This is a genomic window from Brevibacterium sp. Lmc1 (genome assembly GCF_057654315.1).
Map to the genome: position 1 here is coordinate 1,338,852 of NZ_CM172803.1, position 15,347 is coordinate 1,354,198.

The 15,347-nt window shown below is 64.1% G+C and carries 16 protein-coding genes and 3 tRNA genes; 13 read left to right on the forward strand and 6 right to left on the reverse strand.

Translation table 11 applies throughout. The features are described from left to right. The first annotated feature begins 96 nt into the window (after nucleotides 1–96). Nucleotides 97–1,515 carry an FAD-dependent oxidoreductase gene (locus tag AC239G_RS05795; RefSeq protein WP_139468591.1) on the forward strand — a complete coding sequence of 473 codons (1,419 nt, stop codon included), beginning with the start codon at nucleotides 97–99 and terminating at the stop codon, nucleotides 1,513–1,515. A 230-nt stretch (nucleotides 1,516–1,745) separates the two neighbouring features. Then, nucleotides 1,746–2,672 (forward strand): GTP pyrophosphokinase, encoded by a 927-nt coding sequence (locus AC239G_RS05800; protein WP_139468590.1) that lies wholly within the window; start codon nucleotides 1,746–1,748, stop codon nucleotides 2,670–2,672. 95 nt (nucleotides 2,673–2,767) lie between these two features. On the opposite strand, the gene AC239G_RS05805 is transcribed toward AC239G_RS05800, so the two are convergent. After that, nucleotides 2,768–3,259 (reverse strand): YajQ family cyclic di-GMP-binding protein, encoded by a 492-nt coding sequence (locus AC239G_RS05805; protein ID WP_167194552.1) that lies wholly within the window; start codon nucleotides 3,257–3,259, stop codon nucleotides 2,768–2,770. A 160-nt stretch (nucleotides 3,260–3,419) separates the two neighbouring features. Here AC239G_RS05805 and AC239G_RS05810 point away from each other — a divergent pair. Together AC239G_RS05810 and AC239G_RS05815 are read left to right on the forward strand one after the other, a co-directional pair. Then, nucleotides 3,420–3,501: transfer RNA gene (locus AC239G_RS05810), tRNA-Tyr, on the forward strand. 135 nt (nucleotides 3,502–3,636) lie between these two features. After that, entirely contained in the window at nucleotides 3,637–4,167 is a 531-nt protein-coding gene (locus AC239G_RS05815; RefSeq protein ID WP_487489972.1) for a DnaJ family domain-containing protein, read from the forward strand. Here the strand turns inward: AC239G_RS05815 and AC239G_RS05820 are convergent. The 3 genes from AC239G_RS05820 to AC239G_RS05830 all read right to left on the reverse strand — a co-directional run bounded on the left by AC239G_RS05820 (nucleotide 4,082) and on the right by AC239G_RS05830 (nucleotide 8,059). Continuing rightward, nucleotides 4,082–5,461, reverse strand: coding sequence for an acyltransferase family protein (locus AC239G_RS05820; RefSeq protein ID WP_487489973.1), 1,380 nt, complete (start codon nucleotides 5,459–5,461; stop codon nucleotides 4,082–4,084). The genes AC239G_RS05815 and AC239G_RS05820 overlap by 86 nt on opposite strands. Nucleotides 5,462–5,600: 139 nt before the next feature. Beyond that, the gene (locus tag AC239G_RS05825) at nucleotides 5,601–6,815 is read right to left on the reverse strand and encodes a M20 metallopeptidase family protein (protein WP_139468586.1); all 1,215 of its coding nucleotides are present in this window, start codon (nucleotides 6,813–6,815) and stop codon (nucleotides 5,601–5,603) included. Between the two features lie 71 nt (nucleotides 6,816–6,886). Then, on the reverse strand, nucleotides 6,887–8,059 hold the full coding sequence (locus AC239G_RS05830; protein WP_139468585.1) for a hypothetical protein: 1,173 nt from the start codon (nucleotides 8,057–8,059) through the stop codon (nucleotides 6,887–6,889). Nucleotides 8,060–8,208: 149 nt separating this feature from the next. Between AC239G_RS05830 and AC239G_RS05835 the strand changes: the two genes are divergently transcribed. The 4 genes from AC239G_RS05835 to AC239G_RS05850 all read left to right on the forward strand — a co-directional run bounded on the left by AC239G_RS05835 (nucleotide 8,209) and on the right by AC239G_RS05850 (nucleotide 10,629). Continuing rightward, nucleotides 8,209–9,009, forward strand: a complete 801-nt coding sequence (locus AC239G_RS05835) for a glycerophosphodiester phosphodiesterase (RefSeq protein WP_139468584.1) — start codon at nucleotides 8,209–8,211, stop codon at nucleotides 9,007–9,009. A 134-nt stretch (nucleotides 9,010–9,143) separates the two neighbouring features. Further along, a tRNA-Thr gene (locus AC239G_RS05840) sits at nucleotides 9,144–9,216 on the forward strand. A 27-nt stretch (nucleotides 9,217–9,243) separates the two neighbouring features. Beyond that, nucleotides 9,244–9,317, forward strand: a tRNA-Met gene (locus tag AC239G_RS05845). A gap of 121 nt (nucleotides 9,318–9,438) precedes the next feature. Beyond that, on the forward strand, nucleotides 9,439–10,629 hold the full coding sequence (locus tag AC239G_RS05850) for a M20 metallopeptidase family protein (protein ID WP_139468737.1): 1,191 nt from the start codon (nucleotides 9,439–9,441) through the stop codon (nucleotides 10,627–10,629). On the opposite strand, the gene AC239G_RS05855 is transcribed toward AC239G_RS05850, so the two are convergent. Further along, entirely contained in the window at nucleotides 10,615–10,794 is a 180-nt protein-coding gene (locus AC239G_RS05855) for a hypothetical protein (RefSeq protein WP_139468583.1), read from the reverse strand. The two genes, AC239G_RS05850 and AC239G_RS05855, sit on opposite strands and share 15 nt — an antisense overlap. A gap of 280 nt (nucleotides 10,795–11,074) precedes the next feature. Here AC239G_RS05855 and AC239G_RS05860 point away from each other — a divergent pair, with 280 nt between their 5' ends. The 5 genes from AC239G_RS05860 (at nucleotide 11,075) to AC239G_RS05880 (ending at nucleotide 14,538) form a co-directional block, all read left to right on the forward strand. After that, the gene (locus tag AC239G_RS05860) at nucleotides 11,075–12,034 is read left to right on the forward strand and encodes a prenyltransferase/squalene oxidase repeat-containing protein (protein ID WP_139468582.1); all 960 of its coding nucleotides are present in this window, start codon (nucleotides 11,075–11,077) and stop codon (nucleotides 12,032–12,034) included. A gap of 94 nt (nucleotides 12,035–12,128) precedes the next feature. Beyond that, entirely contained in the window at nucleotides 12,129–13,076 is a 948-nt protein-coding gene (locus AC239G_RS05865; RefSeq protein WP_139468581.1) for an intradiol ring-cleavage dioxygenase, read from the forward strand. Nucleotides 13,077–13,100: 24 nt separating this feature from the next. After that, nucleotides 13,101–13,274 carry a twin-arginine translocase TatA/TatE family subunit gene (locus tag AC239G_RS05870; RefSeq protein ID WP_139468580.1) on the forward strand — a complete coding sequence of 58 codons (174 nt, stop codon included), beginning with the start codon at nucleotides 13,101–13,103 and terminating at the stop codon, nucleotides 13,272–13,274. Continuing rightward, complete coding sequence (gene tatC / locus AC239G_RS05875; protein WP_487489974.1) at nucleotides 13,271–14,095, forward strand: twin-arginine translocase subunit TatC; 825 nt, start codon at nucleotides 13,271–13,273, stop codon at nucleotides 14,093–14,095. The genes AC239G_RS05870 and tatC overlap by 4 nt, the downstream gene beginning before the upstream one ends. Continuing rightward, the gene (locus AC239G_RS05880; RefSeq protein ID WP_139468579.1) at nucleotides 14,083–14,538 is read left to right on the forward strand and encodes a twin-arginine translocase TatA/TatE family subunit; all 456 of its coding nucleotides are present in this window, start codon (nucleotides 14,083–14,085) and stop codon (nucleotides 14,536–14,538) included. Before tatC ends, AC239G_RS05880 begins: the two co-directional genes overlap by 13 nt. Nucleotides 14,539–14,562: 24 nt before the next feature. Here the strand turns inward: AC239G_RS05880 and AC239G_RS05885 are convergent, their stop codons facing one another. Next, complete coding sequence (locus tag AC239G_RS05885; RefSeq protein WP_487489975.1) at nucleotides 14,563–15,159, reverse strand: hypothetical protein; 597 nt, start codon at nucleotides 15,157–15,159, stop codon at nucleotides 14,563–14,565. Between the last annotated feature and the right edge of the window lie 188 nt (nucleotides 15,160–15,347).

Here is a 15,347-nt window from a genome sequence, read left to right on the forward strand (position 1 = left end):
CCGACCGGGCGGCGGTGATGCGAGTTTGGTCACGTCATTGTAAGGATGACCTACATTGACGATAGACTCGATGGGACTGAATAGAGAGGTGTGAGAATGACTCGTCCCTTCCGGGTGGCCATCGTCGGCGCCGGTCCTGCTGGGATCTACGCGGCCGATCTCATGACAAAGGCGGAACGTGATTTCGATCTGAGCATCGATCTCTTCGATCGTCTGCCGACTCCCTTCGGGCTCGTCCGCTACGGCGTCGCTCCCGACCACCCGCGGATCAAGGGCATCATCAACGCCCTGATCAAGGTCCTCGACCGAGGCGACATCCGCCTGTTCTCCAATGTCGAGTACGGAGTCGACCTCCACCTCGAAGAGCTCACCGACCGCTATGATGCGGTGATCTTCTCCACCGGCTGCTTCGTCGACGCCGCCCTCGACCTGCCCGGCATCGATCTGCCCGGATCCTACGGCGCCGCGGACTTCGTCAACTGGTACGACTCGCATCCCGACGTCCCGCAGTCCTGGCCGTTGGACGCCGAACGCGTCGCCGTCATCGGCAACGGCAATGTCGCTCTCGACGTCGCCCGCGTGCTGGCGAAGCAGGCCGACGATATGCACACCACGGAGATCCCCGATCACGTGTACGAGGGGCTGAAGTCCTCGAAGGTCACCGATGTCCACATCTTCGGCCGTCGCGGACCGGCTCAGGCGAAGTTCACGCCGCTGGAGCTGCGCGAACTCGGCGCCGTCAAGGACGTCGACCTCATCGTCTACCCGGAGGACTTCGAGTTCGACGAAGGGTCGATGCAGGCGATCGAGTCGAGCAACCAGACCAAGCAGGTCGCGAAGACGCTCACGGACTTCACCATGCGCGAACCCACCGGAGCGAAGCGGCGTCTCCACCTGCACTTCCTGCACTCACCGGTCGCCATCCTCGGCGAGGACAAGGTGACGGGGCTGCGCACCGAACGCATGGAACTCGACGGCTCCGGCGGAGTCAACGGCACCGGCAGCTTCCACGATTGGGAGCTCGATGCCGTCTACCGTGCCGTCGGCTATGCGGGCACTCAGCTGCCGCAGCTGCCCTTCGACGATCGCAAGCGTGTGATCCCGAACCACGAGGGTCGCGTCGTCGACTCCGATGATCAGACCACGGCCGCCGAAGCCGATGTCGTTCAGGGCGTGTACACCACCGGGTGGATCAAGCGCGGACCCGTCGGACTCATCGGCCACACAAAGGGCGATGCGCTCGAGACCATCGGCCACATCCTCGACGACCGTGCCGCCGGTGTGCTCACCGAGCCGGTGTACCCGGACGAATCGGCCATCATCGAGCTCCTCGAATCCAAGGGCGTCGACTTCGCCGATTGGGAGGGCTACCACCGCGTCGAGGCCGCTGAGAAGGCGGCCGGCGAGGTCGAGGGCCGTGAGCGCATCAAGCTCGCCACCCGTGAAGCCATGCTCGCCGAGGCGCGTGGACACGTCACCGCCGAATCCGTCGGCCAGCCGTCCGCAGGCAGCTGAGCCTGCGGAGCATTTCGCGACATTTCCTCCACTCCTGGGTCATCTGGCACCGGCAGTGACTTCTCGCCTCGTTGCAACGGGGAGACGAGTCGCTGCCGGTGCCTGATGCTTCCACCACGTAGAGTCGGAGACGTCCAGATCACGCCAGCGCACACCAAGTCATGCCCGCGTGCAGCAGATCGCACCAGCGAGCGTGGACCATTGCACCGAAGGCCGGCAGGGGAGACCGCGTGAGAAACGAATCGCAGCTCAAGACGATCGTCGAACGTGCCTATGTCGAACGGCTCAACGCCTGGCAGACGGCGGCGGTGCGGATCAAACACTGGCTGACCGAACAGCAGAAGGGCCTGCTCAAGGACAAGGACATCTCCCGCCTCGACGTCGATGGCCATCGGATCAAGGACGCGGCACGGACCCTGGCGAAGCTGACGGAGAAGACCGACGACGATCCGGATCTGACGATCACCTCCACCGAGGATGTCGAAGACCAGATCCGCGACATCGTCGGCGTCAAGGTGCTGTGCAAATCACCGCGCGATCAGTCGATGATGTTCGCCGCGCTGCGCGACCCCGATCAGTTGGGCGCCTTCGAACTCATCGAGTGGAAAGACTATACGGACCCGCCGAAGGCCAGCGGGTACCGCGCCTGCCACGTCATACTGCGCATTCCTTCCGACCAGGGGCCTCCTGTCTTCGCCGAGATCCAGGTCAAGACCCGGCTCCAGGACGCCTGGAGCGAACTGACACACGAGGACATGTACAAACCCGGCGCGGCGATGAAGCCGAGCAAGCTGCACGGCGAATTCGCCCGTGCCATGGCGAACATGCTCGCGACCGTCGATGACATGGCCGATACCCTGGCCGTCGAGCTCACCGCGCTGACGAACCCGGAACCCGTCGTCGAACTCGACGAACTGCGGGAACAGGACACGGGCATCGACGTCCGGGTCCGCGCGACCGGCCCGAAATACGCGCTCGCCGTCGACGGTTCGGGACGGCAGGGGCTCATCCCAGCCTTCGCCATCCGTCGCCTCAGCGGCCAGAAGGGCACCATCAAGGTCAACGATTTCATCCACCTCGACGATCGCCTCCGGGCCAGCGTTGAAGAAGACTCGAAAGGTCTGTACTACATCCCGCTCGAGCTCCCCGTACACTGACCAGCCTCTTTCGGGGCACAGCGTTACGGGCGAATACGATACCGGCCCGGTCCGCACTCAGCAGTGCGGACCGGGCCGGCGTGGTGCGCTGGCGATCAGCGGTAGTTCGTGAACTGCAGGTCGACGTCGAGGTCCTGTCCCTTGAGCAGAGCGATGACTTCCTGCAGGTCGTCACGCTTCTTCGAGCTCACGCGCAGCTCGTCGCCCTGGATCTGGGCTTTGACGCCCTTGGGGCCCTCGTCGCGGATGATCTTCGAGATCTTCTTCGCATTGTCCTTGTCGATGCCCTCCTTGAGGGACGCATCGATGCGGTACTCCTTGCCGGAGGGGTACGGTTCGCCGTCTTCCAGGGACTTCAGCGAGATTCCGCGCTTGACCAGCTTCGACTGGAAGACGTCGAGAATGGCCTTGACCCGGTCCTCGCTGTTGGCTTTCAGCTGCACGGCTTCGCCGCTCCAGGCGATCGACGCATCGGTGCCGCGGAAGTCATAGCGGGAGTTGATCTCCTTCGCGGCCTGGTTGAGTGCGTTGTCGGCTTCCTGGCGGTCGACCTTGCTGACGATGTCGAATGAGGATTCGCTGGCCATGAATGCTCCTTTGTCTGCGCTCGTTGATGCCCGTCGGAAACGGGCGTGGCTGTTGCCCCCGAGTCTAGTCGAGGCCCCGAACTGTGATCTGCGTCTACCGAGTTGGAGATTCGGGTCCGAGCCTTGTATTCTTTTCAGGTGCTCATCGAGCGCCACCTGCGGCAGATTGCCCGAGCGGCCAAAGGGAGCTGACTGTAAATCAGCCGGCATTGCCTTCATAGGTTCGAATCCTATATCTGCCACGCAGAACGGAGAAGCTCCGTGACCGAGAGGTCACGGAGCTTTTCTCGTTTTCCGCGCTTTCCCTTGCCCGGCGCCCGGCCGACGCCTACCGTGTGAGGACAGGGTGGAAATGCTCCGCCGAGGAGGGCGAACCGATGAGCGATGACACGGATGACACGCAGTCGCCTCGGCGTCTGAATTCGCTCGAGGACCGAAACGCTGTCGTCGAATCCGTTCTCGACCGAGCCATCAAGCGTGGTGATTTCGATGATCTGCCGGGTCTGGGCAAGCCGTTGTCCGGGTTGCACAGCTCATCTGATCCTGATTGGTGGATCAAGCAGAAGATGGATACCGAAGGCATCAACGGCGTCGCTCCGGAGGCGTTTCAGCTGCGCAAGGAGAACGCCGTCCTCGAAGACACGGTCGACGCTTTCTCCACCGAGTCCGAGGTCCGCGACTACCTCGCCGGCTTCAACGCCCGGGTGCGCGAGGCCGTGATGGATCTGCGCGACGGCCCGCCCGTGTTCACTCCGCCCCGCGATGTGGAGAAGGAGATAACCGCATGGCGGCGGCGTCGGAATGCGAAGAAGAACGACACCGTCACCGAGGCGGAACCGGGGGACCAGCCCGCCGCTCCGGAATCGGTGGGTTCACCTCGGCGATGGTGGCATCGTTTCCGTCGCTGATGCGGGAACGAGCGGTGGCGCTGTCTTCAGTGAGGTTGACTGCGATCGTGGTGCACACCAGGCCGAGGATGGCCAGTGGCAGGTCGAGTCCGTAGCTCGAGATCGCCAGGGATTGGACGACGAAGAGGGCAACGGCGGTGACGGTGACGGCATCGGAGGGCCACCTCGGGGAGAGAAACGGGCGGGGGCTCTCCCAACGTTTCGTGATCGTCGAGATCGCCCACACGACGAGCAGGACGGCGATGACGAAGACCGGACGCGTCAGCCACCAGGCTCCGGTGCCGGGATCGGGCATCGGCAGCCACAGCAGCTGGACTCCGGTGAGCAGGACGATCGCCGGCACGTGCCATAGGTAGACGGACATGAGTCGGCTGCCGAGGAAGAACACGATGGCCTGGGCGAAGCGACGGTCCATGATCGCTGTCAGCGGTCGGTGGAGCAGGGTCAGCAGGGCGGCTTGGATGACGGCGAGGACGGCCAGCGGCAGGGTCGGCGGCCATTGGTTCGTGAGCATGGACGCCGAGTACTCCCCGAGGATGACGAGCAGTCCCAGGCAGGCGAATCCGGCGACGATCATGACGAGGTTCCACCAGCGGAGACGGGAGAACCAGCCGTCGCGCAGGCAGAAGCCGATCTGCTGGGCGAAGAGCCAGACGAAGGCGACGTTGGGCAGTCCGAAGAGTTCGTCGCCGATGCCGTAGCCGTCGGCGGGGATCCGATCGAGTCCGAGGCTTTGGATGCCGACGACGAGGCGGACGACGTCGACGAAGAACGCTCCGGCGAAGAGGACGACGAGGGCCAGCCACGGATTGCGTTCGTGCCAGCGGATCATCCAGGGTGCCAAGGCCTGGGCGAGAGCGTACGCGGCGAGGAACCACAGGACGGAACCGACGGGGACAGCGATGGCATCGGCCAAGTCCGGGTCGACGCCGAGGACTAGGACGGCGGTGAGAGCAGCGGTGAGGACGATGAATAGCGGCAGCGCCGGAAGCGCGAGGCGTCGCAAGCGGGTGCGGACGAAGGTCGAAGCCGATTCGCCGCGACGTTGTGCCGATTCCCAGCCGACCTTGGCCGCGAATCCACCGACGACGAAGAACATCGGCATGATCTCCGCGATCCAAGTGGCTGGGGCGAACCAGCGCTCGCCGGAGACCGGGTTGATGATGAAAGGTGAGCCGTCCGGGTTGCGGCCGACCCCGACGAGCAGGAGGTGGACGAACACGACGACGAGCACACAGACGACGCGGGCGAGGTCGAGGGTGAGATCACGGTGGCGGGGGATCGAAGTGGTCACAGTGTCTACGGTAGGTGGGTTCGCGCCTTGGCGGGTGGCGACGATGTGTCAGATCAGTTGCATCGCTGCGGCGGGGGAGTGCGGGCCTGCAAGCGTGTTGTTCGCCGGCAGCCGCACAGCGTCGTGCTTCCCCGCGCGGCTATGACATTCGCGTCGCCTTCGCCAGTCGTTCGATCGCGAGGTGAGCAAGAAGCGCCGCTTGATCGCCGAGAACCGAATCGTCGAAGATGACGAAGGGGGAGTGGTTGTTGCCCTGGCGCTCTGCTGGAACGTCCGTGCGCTCGGCGCCGAGCATGAGATACGTGCCCGGCACCGCGGCTAAGACGAAGGAGAAGTCCTCACTCGGCATGATCGGCTGTTCGAGGAGCTTCACCCGATCCTCGCCGAGAAGGACTCGGAGTTCTTCCATGGCCCATGCGGTCTCGTCATCGTCGTTGACCGTGACCGGGTACTGGACATCGAAGTCCACTTCGGCGCTGCATCCATGGGCGGCGGCGATGCCGTCGGCAAGCTGCTTCGAGCGGGTGCGGACGATGTCGAGTGATGAGTCCGACAGTGTGCGCACAGTCGCACCCAAGGTGGCCGAGGCGGGGATGACGTTGATCGCGTCCGAGGCGCTCAACTGGGTCACGGACAGCGCGATGGGGTCGAAGGCGTCGATGCGGCGGCTGACCATATTCTGCAGGGCCGTGACGAGTTCGGCCAGCGCCGGCACCGGATCGACGGCGGTCTGCGGTTGGGAACCGTGACCGCCGCGTCCGTGGATCGTCACCCGCAGTGTGTTCGAACCCGCCTGGAGGGTGCCCGGGCGGGTGGCGACCACGCCGCGCGGACCGGGGAGCACATGCGCCCCGAATGCAGCGATCACCCGCGTCCCGGCTGCGTCGAGCACGCCTTCGTCGATCATCACCGACGCTCCGTTCCAGCCCTCTTCCCCGGGCTGGAACATGAGGACGATGTCCCCGACAAGCCGGTCGCGCAGAGCGTGAAGGAGTCGCGCGGCTCCGACGAGTCCGGCTGTGTGCAGGTCGTGGCCGCAGGCGTGCATGCATCCGTTCGTCGAGGCGAAGGGCTCATCCGTCTCCTCTGTCACTGGAAGGGCGTCCATGTCTCCGCGCAGCAGCACCGCTGGAGCGTCGGCCGGTCTGTTCGGATGGGTTCCGCGCAGAACGGCGATCACCGAGGTGGTGCCCTCACCCGTGGTCACCTCGAGGTCGAGGCCGGACAGGGCGGCCAGGACCGCCGCCTGCGTGCGGGGCAGGTCGAGACCGATCTCCGGGTCCGCATGGAGGGAACGCCGCAAGTTCTGGAGCTCAGGGAGCAGGGTCTGTCCTTGTGCGATGAGATCGTGCATGGGGTCCTTTCGTATGAGAGCCCGGGGTGTGCCGAGGGCCTGGGGCTGGCGGGAATTGGGGCCGGTCGGGATCAGAGCATACTGACGAGGACACTGGCAATGACGACGGACCCGGCGCTGACCGAGGTGAATCCGCCGACGAGCATCGGCGGGAGCATGACATTGAGCAGCGCTTCCTTTTCGTCGTCGTCACGGGCAATGGAACGTGCTACCTCGTTGGTGAGCAGATAGTCGGCAGGGAAGCCGTACATCGCCGTCAGCGCCACTGACACTCCCAGTCCAGACTTCCAACGCAGAAGCTTCGTAGCGACGAATCCGCCGAGGACGATGCCGGCGCCGCCGACGATGAGGATCGTGATGGTAGGGACGAATGCGTTGATGACGTCCTGCACCGAGGCGGTCACCAGCGGGGCCATGACGATGGCGATGACGCCGGCCATGGCGATGCCGAATGAGTTCGACCGTTCCATGGCCTTATCGGGGGACAAGCCCACCGCGGTGGCGAGAATGCCGAGGACCAGTGCGAGGATCGACGACGGAATATGGGTTGGGACCGCCAGCAGTGTCGCTGCCGATCCGCCGACGAGAATGAGGAAGAGCATGAAAAGCTGATTGTCGACGAGGAAGTCGGGAAGGTTGACGAGTTTCTTCTTCTTGGCGGCTTCCTCCTCTTCCTGGCTGTGGGCGCGCGCGAGTTCCTGAAGTTCTCCGCTGTCGCGCAGCTTCTTTGCATAGCGACGCAGAAAGTAGTTCGTCAACGGCATCGAGGGCAGTGATTGGAGCATCAGAACAAGCGCGGGAAGAACGATGATCGACGAGGCGGCGCCGTGCGCCGTCAGCCCTTCCGTCGTCAAGCTGGTGGCGACGATGCCGCCGGCCAACGGCCCGGAACCGGCCACGAAAGTTTCGAAGCCGAAGAGCGGGGCCACGACAGCCAGGATGAGCAGGACCGCCACGAGCATGCCCGAGACTGCGATGATGACCGAACGCCATTGCTTGAGCATCACGCGCAGAGGGATGAGCGACCCCATATGGAAGAGCAGCGGCGCGACGAGGAACGAGTAGGCCTGAAGCAGCAGAGAGTCATCGATGACAGTCTCTGGGACTACGCCGATCTTGGCGAAGATGAAGATGCCGAGCATCGCAACCAGAAGGCTGGGGACACGCGCCTTCGACCAGATCGATACCAGCTCACCGAGCGCGATGAAGGCGAGGACGATAGCGGCAGCGTAGACAGCTTCCATGGTGTGCCCTTCGAGTTGGGAGTGTGATGCTTCCCACAACCTATCCGTTCAGAATCGGTCTGTGTGGGATTCGACTGGAGTTTCCGATAGTTGGGACTTCTGACGTTGTGCAGGCAGTGGAATGAGGGCTCAGGGCATAGGCTGAAGCCATGAGTTTTCTGCAGTTCCTCCACGAACGGGGCATCGTCGAGCGCCCCGGATCCGGAAGCCGCCCACTGGTGATCGCGCACCGCGGCTATTCGGCTGTTGTGCCCGAGAACAGTCTCGCCGCTGTCGACGCCGCGCGTGCCCTGGGTGTCGACTTCATTGAGGTCGACACCTCGACCAGCGCCGACGGTGTCCCTGTCATCCTCCACGATCCGGATCTGGACCGAACCACGAATCGCAGAGGTCCCGTCGTCAATCTCACCGCAGAAGAGCTGTCGTTCGTCGACGCCGGCTCGTGGATGGGTCCGGGATTCAACGGAGTGCGCATCCCGACCCTGTCGGCCGTGATGAGGGATATCCAGCACCGAGGCGGCGAACTCCTCCTCGAGCTCAAGGGCGAGTGGTCGTCGGGTGCGGTGGCGAGGATCTCGGAGCTGGTGGTGGAGACCGGCATCGCCGACCGGATGATCGTCCAGTCGTTCAACATCGAGACGCTGGAGACCTGTCGGGACATGCTGCCGATGGTGGCTCGCTTCCTTCTGCGCATGGTGCCCAAGCCTGAAGACATCGAGATCGCTCGCGAACTCGGTGCGGTGGCGATCAATCCCTCGTACAAGGGATTCTCGATGCGCAAATCGGTCGTCACCGAGATCATGGACAACGACCTCGGTGTCTTCGTCTGGACTGCCGACGAGATGAACGAATGGCGGGAACTCCTCGGTGCCGAGGTCGATGGGATCATCACGAACCACCCAGGTCGACTGCAGGGATTCCTCGCAGGGCGATTCGACCCGGTGAAATAGACATCTTCGCTGGTGACAGTGATGCGGGGCAGGGCCCGGTGGGAGTTTTCGCCTCCGGCTCCAGGGCGTGTGAGTGACGTCACTGATATCCGATTTGCCCAGAGCGAGCGAACCCGTGTAAATTCTTACCTGTTGCCCCGATAGCTCAGTCGGCAGAGCATCTCCATGGTAAGGAGAAGGTCAAGGGTTCGATTCCCTTTCGGGGCTCTCGTGCCGCCTAGAATGCGGTGCTGGGGCGGGGTAGCTCAGCTGGTTAGAGCGCACGACTCATAATCGTGAGGTCGGGGGATCGAGTCCCCCTCCCGCTACCGATCAACTCCCTCATCAGGATGACGAATCCGATGGGGGAGTTTCTGTATTCGGGAACTCCCCGAGACGGTATTGCGCGACTCCTTCCGGCCGTGCCAGTCTTGCCGAGTGAAGCACACAATGACTCCCGATTTCACCAGCGAATCCCACGCACTTGCCGATGACCTGCGCGAACTGCGCCGCGACCTGCACCGGGACCCCGAAATAGGACTCGATCTGCCGAAGACCCAACGTCGGATCCTCGACGCTTTGGAAGGTCTGCCGCTTGAGATCACGCTCGGTCAGGAGCTCAGCTCGATCGTAGCCGTCCTGCGCGGAGCGCTCCCCGGCCCGACGGTGCTCCTGCGCGGGGATATGGACGCTCTGCCCGTCGACGAGGCGACCGGACTCGACTTCGCGTCGACGAATGGGAACATGCATGCCTGCGGGCATGATCTCCACGTTTCAGGACTCGTCGGAGCCGCGAAGCTGCTGTCCGCTCATCAGTCCGAGTTGAAAGGCACGGTGGCCTTCATGTTCCAGCCCGGCGAGGAGGGGATGGGCGGGGCGAAGATCATGCTCGAAGAAGGAATGTTCGACACCATCGGCCAGAAGCCCGATGCGGCTTACGCGATCCATGTGGCACCGGGGGTGCCGGGAACCTTCGTGACCAGACCGGGCACGATCATGGCAGGGGCGAATACTCTGCACGTGACGATGCACGGCAGCGGAGGCCACAGCTCGCGACCGGAGGATGCTGTCGACCCGGTGCGTCCGATTCTCGAACTCGGACAGGCGCTGCAAACGATGGTCACCGGATCATTCAGCGTGTTCGATCCCATCGTCGCCCAGGTGACGCAGTTGGAAGCGGGGGAGGCCGTCAATGTCATCCCCGCCTCGGCGAAGCTCGGAGCCTCTGTGCGCACGCTCTCCCTCGAGTCGACGCGAAGGTTCCCCGAGCGCGCCACACAGTTGGCGGAGTCGATTGCGGCCGCACACGGGTGCACGGCCGAGGTGGTGTGGACCGAGCAGTATCCCGTCACGGTCAACGACGGCGCCGAAGCCGACTTCGCTCTGAGAGTTCTGGCCGATCGTTTCGGTGCCGAGCGGGCGGTGCAGGTGCCGGACCCGCTCATGGGTTCCGAGGACTTCTCCTTCGTGCTCGAGCAGGTGCCCGGTGCTTTCATGTTCTTCTTCGTGACGCCCGAAGGCATCGATCCGGGGTCGGCGGCAACGAACCACTCGCCGGAAGTCCAGTTCGACGATGCGCACCTGCCCGACCAGGCTGCGGCGCTCGCAACCCTGGCCTGGGAGCGGTCACTGCGCGGATGATCGGGTCGGTTCCGCCTCATCGGTCGAGCCTGTGGGAAAGCCGGAATCCTCAGGTTTCGGAGTCGACCGGAGCGCAGTGACGATCATCGCGATGAATAGGATCAGTCCGATGAGCACCGCGAGGCCGAGGAGGATGAGAAGAATGATTCCGATTGAGAGGGTCATTTCACTCCTTCGCTGTGTAACAGCTTGATGCGATCAACACCGCCGACGATACTGCGCTTGGGACTGCCCTTCCATGGGGATATCCCGAAGAATTCGTTCTGTGCCACTGCCGGTCGCAGCTCGCAAGGGTGATCGGGCGTGCTCAGCGGTGTCAGCACGGCACCAAGCGCCGCCTCGGCGATGAATCATTCATCTGTCTTCCACGGACCCGGGGTATGGTCTTCACGCGATTCGGCGCCTACTCTCGAAGTGACTGTTCGACCGACGTGGGAGACCGACGATGATCAGCACAGAACTGTCCGATTGGCTCCTCGACTCGGACCCGGCCCTGCGCTGGCAGGTCGAACGTGACCTGCTCGGAGCAGAGGAGACGACCTGGCAGGAGACCCGCGCACGCGTGGAACACGAAGGCTTCGGCGCAGAGCTGCTGGCCTATCAAGACCCGGACGGACAATGGGCAGGCGGGGCCTTCTTCCCCTCCGACTTCGCATTCGACGACGAGGGATCACAGCCGTGGACTGCGACGACGTGGGCTCTGAAGGACCTGCGCGAGTGGGGACTGACCTCCTCGGCGTTGGAGGGAACGGCAGAGAAACTCGAATCCGCACGTTGGGAATACGAGAACCTGCCCTACTGGGGCGGTGAAGTCGACGTCTGCATCAATTCCTGGACGCTGTCGAACGGCCTGTGGCTCGGCGCCGATGTCGACGGCATCGTCGACTGGTTCCTGGGCCACCAGCAGCCCGACGGCGGATGGAACTGCGAATGGGTCGAAGGCTCGAAGGTCTCGTCGTTCCACTCCACCCTCAACGCCCTCGTCGCGCTGCTCGACTATCAGCTGGCTACGCGCGACGCCGCCCGTGTGCAGGAGGCCCGAGCCAGGGGAGAGGAGTACCTGCTGTCGCGGGACCTGTTCCGCACGCGCAGCACCGGTGATCCTTTCGACGGCCGTGCCCTCGCTCTCTTCCACCCCCGACGCTGGTTCTACGGAATCCTGCCCGCACTCGACTACTTCCGCGAAGCGACGAGCGCGGACGGAAGCGCCCCTGACCCGCGAATGGAAGAGGCAATCGGGAAGGTCCGAGCCAGACGCTCCGACGACGGCACCTGGACTCAGGACCACCGCCTTGACGGCGACGTCTGGTTCCACGTCGACGCTCCGGTCGGCGAACCCTCGAAATGGGTGACCCTGCAAGCCCAGCGAGTCCTCGACTGGTGGGACGGAACACAAACCGACTGAGCATCCACAGCCGCGGCCCAGAAACGCCACAGTCCCACGCCAGAGCCGGTCACCACGATGGTGTCATCACACATCATCGAAGGAAGGACAGCTCATGGCTCGCGTACCCGAACCGGACCAGACCCCCAACGGACCCGCCTACGAAGGCAGGCTCCTCGACCGTCCCGACGAGGAGGTCGTCGACCAAGGCGCCTCCTTCGACATCCGCACCCTCTTCAGCCGACGAGGAGTACTCGGGCTCGTCGGCGCCGGTGTCGGCACCATGGCCCTGGCCGCCTGCACCTCCGGGGCCGCGGGATCGACGAAATCGAGTTCGAGCGGCAGCGGATCGGTCACCGAGATCCCCGACGAAACGGCCGGTCCGTATCCGGCGGACGGATCGAACGGACCGGACATCCTCGAAGACTCCGGAATCGTGCGTTCGGACATCCGCTCGAACATCGACGGGACCGACACCGTCGACGGTGTGCCCCTGACATTCACCCTCAAGGTCACCGATATGGCCGGTGACAATGCTCCATTCGAAGGCGCAGCCGTCTACGCCTGGCACTGCGACGCTCAGGGCCGTTACTCGATGTACTCCGACGGCGTCGAAGACGCGACCTGGCTGCGCGGCGTCCAGGTCGCCGACTCAGCAGGAGAAGTCACCTTCACCTCCGTCTTTCCCGGCTGCTACTCCGGTCGTTGGACCCACATCCACTTCGAGGTCTACCCGGACGTCGATTCGATCACCGATGCCGAGAACGCCATCGCCACCTCGCAGATGGCCCTGCCCGAAGACGCCTGCAACGCAGTCTTCGCCCTCGAGACCTACGACGGATCGGCGAAGAACCTCTCTGCCATCTCCCTCGACGACGACAACGTCTTCGGTGACGACGGAGGAGAGCACCAGCTCGCCACGATCAGCGGCGACACGGACTCCGGATACACCGCCACGCTCGATGTTCCCGTCGACACCGACACCGAACCGACCGGCGGCGCAGCCCCGGGAGGCGGCGGTGAAGGACAAGCTCCACCCGACGGCGCCCCCGAAAAGCCCTGACAACTCCGAGAAAGGCTCACCATCATGCTGCACAACCTCACGGGCTGGCACGCCCTCGTCATCCTCGCCATCATCATCCTCGTCTTCGGCGCAGCCAAGCTGCCTGCACTCGCCAAGAGCCTCGGGCAGTCCGTGCGCATCCTCAAGGACGAATCATCCGACTCACGGGCGGGTGATGAGACGGAACCCCACTCATGAGCACCGCCGCGGAGAAGATGCCGCTGTCCGCGCACCTGCGGGAGGCGCGGACACGGGCGGTGCGCGCGGCGGTGGCGCTGCTCATCGGCACGGTCATCGGATATCTCACCTCGGATTTCGTGATGGACGTCCTCCGGGCCCCGATCACCGAGCTCGCCGAGTCCCGCAGCGCTTCGCTCAACTACGACAGCGTCACCGGCGCCTTCGACCTTCAGCTGCGCATCGCCGTGTACTCCGGGATCGTCCTCTCCAGCCCGGTGTGGCTGGGAGAGATCTTCGGATTCCTCACCCCGGGACTGACGGCGAAGGAGAAGAAGGTGACGTTCGGCTTCCTCGGTGCCGCAGTACCCCTCTTCGTCGCCGGCTGCCTCACCGGCCTTTACGTCTTCCTCCGGATGGTCGCAGTGCTCACTTCGTTCGCCGCGAGCGAGGACAGCACCATCCTGCAGGCGTCCTACTATTTCGACTTCGTGTTCAAGATCGTCATCGCCACCGGCGTCTCCTTCGTCCTCCCGGTCTTCCTCGTCGTCCTCAACTTCATCGGCCTGCTCCCTGCACGATCGATCGCGAAGGCCTGGCGAGCCGCCATCGTGGCCATCGTGATCTTCGCCGCACTGATCACCCCGGCCGCCGACGTGCTCTCCATGTTCTTAGTCGCGGCCCCGATGGCGCTGCTCTTCCTCGCTGCGCTCGTCATCGCGTGCATCCACGACCGGACCCGAGGCTACGGCCGGATGGTCGGTGATCCGCACGTGGAGGAGGAACGGTCCGGGCGAGTGCCGATCCCGCCAACGGAAAGGACCCGGACATGTTCGGCCTGAGTTTCGAGAAACTGATCATCGTCGGCATCTTCGCTGTGATCGTCATCGGCCCACAGCGGCTGCCCCACTACGCGCAGAAGCTCGGCGAGTTCGCCCGCCTGCTCCGTGCCCAGGTCGATACGGCGCGGACTCGGGCCGCCGAATCGATGGGCGCCGAGGACTGGAGAACTCTTGATCCGCGACAGTACGATCCGCGCCGGATCATCCGAGAGGCGCTGGACGAACCGGGCAGCGCCCGGAGCTCGGAGACTGCTGCCCCGGGTTCGACTGAGCATTCCGAACGTGCCCCGGGCGGGAACACTCGATCCCTCGCCGAGGCGGCCGGCAGCGTTGTCATCACCGGTTCGTCCGGACATCCGCGGAGACGATTCGTCGCCCGCACGGCCGAAGGTCGTACGGGCGACGATGAGCGTGCAGTCGCAACCTCAGGAACCGATCGATGACCAGGGGAGGGGCCGCCCCGGTGATCAGTCCTTGAAGTCGAAGTCTTCCTTGTCGATGCCGGGGAACATGAGTTCGTACTTGATCATCTGATCCTTGTGATCGACGATCTTCACGGTGCCGAAGTACTTCTTCCTGCCTTTGTACGCGTCCTTGTCTTTGACGGTGACCTGGCACGATTTGAAGCCGTACCACTCGCGGAGCTCCATATCGGAATCGCACTTGGCTTCTTTGACCTTCCAATCGAGCTTGTTCTCGAACAGGTCGATGAGGTCGGCCTCGATTGACGAAGCGGGCACGATGCCGTTGCCCTTCTTGTCGATCTTCATCCCGTCGTCGCTGGCCCAGTTCGTCGTCTTCGCGGCATCGGCGAACGGATCGGTCGATTTCGTGTCGGTCGGCTCCGCCTCGGCTGGTTCGGATCCCGGGGCCTCGGCCTCTTTCGATTCGACAGCTCCTCCGCCGAATCCGCCTTCTTCGGTCTGCGGGGCCTCGGACTTCTGATCCTCGGCGGGCTTGTCCCCTCCGGAGCCTCCGCAGGCGGTCAAGGACAAGGCGAGAACGGTTCCAGCGGCCGCCGTCAGCAGGCGGGGCATCCAGGTGGACCGGCGAATCGGGGTCATCGTGTTTCTCCTTCGCGCTCAGGCGATCACAAGCGTTGTCGATACACCACGATTCTGCCACGGCCGGTTGCCGCGAACCCGGGGTCGGTGTGCGGATCCGGCGACACCTGTGGCGATTCGGGCACATCCGCACCGGGAGATGGCCCCGGGTCCGGTGGCGGGAGGGAGCCAGATCCGGCCCGCTCCAC